Source organism: Shewanella sp. TC10 (genome assembly GCF_009663145.1).
In the GTDB taxonomy this organism is placed as follows: domain Bacteria; phylum Pseudomonadota; class Gammaproteobacteria; order Enterobacterales; family Shewanellaceae; genus Shewanella.
Window position 1 is genome coordinate 1 of sequence record NZ_VKHR01000111.1, and the last position, 2,937, is coordinate 2,937.

The 2,937-nt window shown below is 42.5% G+C and carries 2 protein-coding genes and 1 pseudogene; 1 reads left to right on the forward strand and 2 read right to left on the reverse strand.

The window, feature by feature from the left end; genetic code table 11:
- Positions 1-1,348 (reverse strand): tRNA lysidine(34) synthetase TilS (gene tilS, locus FNZ24_RS21250; protein WP_153916800.1); only part of this gene is annotated, 1,348 nt, incomplete at its 3' end.
- 170 nt (positions 1,349-1,518) lie between these two features.
- Positions 1,519-2,895 (reverse strand): annotated as a pseudogene (locus FNZ24_RS21255) (OB-fold nucleic acid binding domain-containing protein); the annotation flags it as partial.
- On the opposite strand from FNZ24_RS21255, the gene FNZ24_RS21985 reads away from it, so the two are divergent.
- On the forward strand, positions 2,889-2,937 hold a 49-nt coding region (locus FNZ24_RS21985), incomplete at its 3' end, for a hypothetical protein (protein ID WP_416384860.1). The pseudogene FNZ24_RS21255 and the gene FNZ24_RS21985 sit on opposite strands and share 7 nt — an antisense overlap.

The window sequence follows — 2,937 nt, forward strand, 5'->3', positions numbered from 1 at the left end:
ATATGGCAAGAGCTTGCCATATTTTTTTAAGTTCACGCCCTTTATCTCTAAAATGAGGCTGACAACGAGTACTCCCCTTCGCGCCAAAAACAACGGCCACTTTATCAATATTAGGCAAGCGTAATCTAACCCCATCGTGACTCAATTTTACTTGGTACTCTTGAACGTTAAGACTTTTAGCCCCTTCAGAACCACTTGCTATAATGAAAGCAGATAACTCATCAATCGTTTTAGCCTGTTGTGCTTTTAAGCAACTCTCGTTAGCGACAGGGACAATATACGCATGCCCTGCAAAGCGCTTTATCGAATAATCACCGCAGTGGACATCAACTTTAGCGTCGTCTGCAGCATTCAGCACTTGCTCAAGAATTTGTTCGAGTTGAGACTGCGACGGCAAAGAGAATTGTTGGCTTTGAATATAACCTCGAAACAATAAGCTTTGCCATTGGGCTGGCTCGTTTTTTAATTCCATTAACTTAAACGCAGGATACTTGCTACTAACACTGGTATCGATAAAAGCAGGTAAGCGATTATTCACTTCCTGTTCTATGACAAGCTGTTGCTGAGCACATAAGTTTGCGCTTCGTGCTGCTGTGACTGCAATACTCGGCCAGCGCTGCTTTAAACGAGGAATGATATCTTGGCGTAAAAAGTTTCGATCAAACTGCTCATCTTGATTACTTTCATCCTCGATATGCTTAAGCTTTACTGAAGATGCAAAGGACTCAATTTGCGCTCTGGAAATATCAAGCAATGGTCTCACAATCCAAGAGTGCTGATTAAAACACTGAATGGCTCCCATAGCAGCCAAACCTTTAGGACCTTGACCGCGCTTTAATGCAAGCAGTACGGTTTCTAGTTGGTCATCCTGATGGTGAGCTGTTAATAGAATATCTCCTTGATTGAGATACTTTTTAAAAACGCTATAACGCGCATCTCTCGCTATGGCTTCTAAGCTTTGTCGAGGGGATTTGGTTAATTTTACTCGCTCAATCTGGATCGGAAGCTGGTACTTATTTGCTTGTGTTAAACAGTGCTCTACCCAGGTTTCAGCATTCTTGCTCAAGCCATGATGTACATGCACCAGCAAACAAGGAATATGCGGGTGCTGCTGAGCAAAGGCACTTAATCCATAGGCCAAACACTCTGAATCAACCCCGCCGCTGTAAGCTAATACTAACTTAGGTTGCTGTTGGCTTGATTGATGCTGACTTGATTGATGCGAACGGAGTTGATGCTGATTTAGCTGCTGAAGTGGCGGCTTTGTATCTGAACTAGGCTGCAGATTAGATGACAGCAATGCTAAAGTATGTTGTTCAATAGCCTTACTAATTTCATTTACTGTCATCGTTGGTACCTATGATTATTCAACTCGTTATTGCATTAGTTATTGGATTAGTTATTGCGCTAGTTATTGAAATAGTTAGTACACTGGTGACTAACTTAGCTATTAGCTTAACGTTAACCTTGAGTTTGCTCAGTTAATTAATGCTTACCTTTTTACTAACGAAAGGTTAACTAAAAGACTATCTTAACGTTTTTCGAGCCAACAAGGCTTTCAATCGCCAGCATTAGCTCATCCGTTGGATTGACTCGCCATTCATCGCCTAGGTTTAATTGCCCAGCAGCTTCTTGCTGCTGGTAATTTATTACCACAGGCACACTGCCATTTTTCCACGGCGTTAAGGCCTGTTCAAATTTCTCAAGCCAAGCTTGATCAATATCATCAGCAGTGACGTTAATCTCAACAGCATTGGCAAAGTGACTGCGCGCTTCACCGATTTCGATAATATTACGTGCCGTCATTCGATTGCCGCCAGCAAAGTCATCAAAACTGACTTCACCTTCACAAATCAAAATACGATCTTTTTCTAATAAGTGATTAAACTTTTCAAACGCTTCGGTAAATAACATCACCTCTAAACGAGCACTTTTATCATCTAGTGTCACTAAGCCCATTTTTGATCCACGCTTAGTGATCATCACACGAGTCGCAATCACCAAGCCTGCCGCCTTCATGGTTTTACCACGGTCAGTGGGATGAACATCTTTTAAACGTCCAGAGGTATATTGCTTTAACTCTTTTAAGTATTGATTTATCGGGTGACCAGTAAGGTATAAGCCTAAGGTATCTCGCTCACCTTCAAGCCATACTTTATCGGGCCAGGTCGCACACTCAACAAAGCTTTGTTTGTTGTCTTCTGGCTCAGAATTTAATAGGCCAAACATATCATTTTGACCTATCGCCTCTGCTTTTGCATGCTGGGCTGCGGCTAAAATAGCCTCAGGAAGTGTTGCTATCATCGCGGCGCGATGGGGACCTAAATTGTCCAATGCCCCTGCACAAATCAGTTTTTCGATAACGCGTTTATTAAGCTTTTTAAGGTCGATACGAGCACAAAAATCAAATAAATCGGTAAATGGTCCATCTTTACGAGCATTCAGAATCGATTCAACAGGGCCATCCCCCACACCTTTAATTGCGCCAATTCCGTAAACGATATTTAGATCGTCATCGACAGTAAACTTAAACAAGCCCTTATTCACATCAGGTGGGATAATGGGCAAGCCCATACGTTCACATTCATCAACTAAGATAACAATTTTATCGGTGTTATCCATATCCGCTGACATAACCGCGGCCATAAATTCAGCAGGGTAATGGGTTTTTAACCATAGCGTTTGATAAGAAACTAAAGCGTAAGCTGCAGAGTGAGATTTGTTGAAACCGTAGCCGGCGAACTTTTCTACCAAATCGAAGATTTTCATCGACAGCGGGCCATCAACACCGTTTTTAATAGCCCCTGCTTCGAAGSTGCCACGCTGTTTAGCCATTTCTTCTGGCTTTTTCTTACCCATTGCACGGCGCAGATATGCTCCGCCGTGCAATGGGTAAGAAAAAGCCAGAAGAAATGGCTAAACAGCGTGGCACCTTCG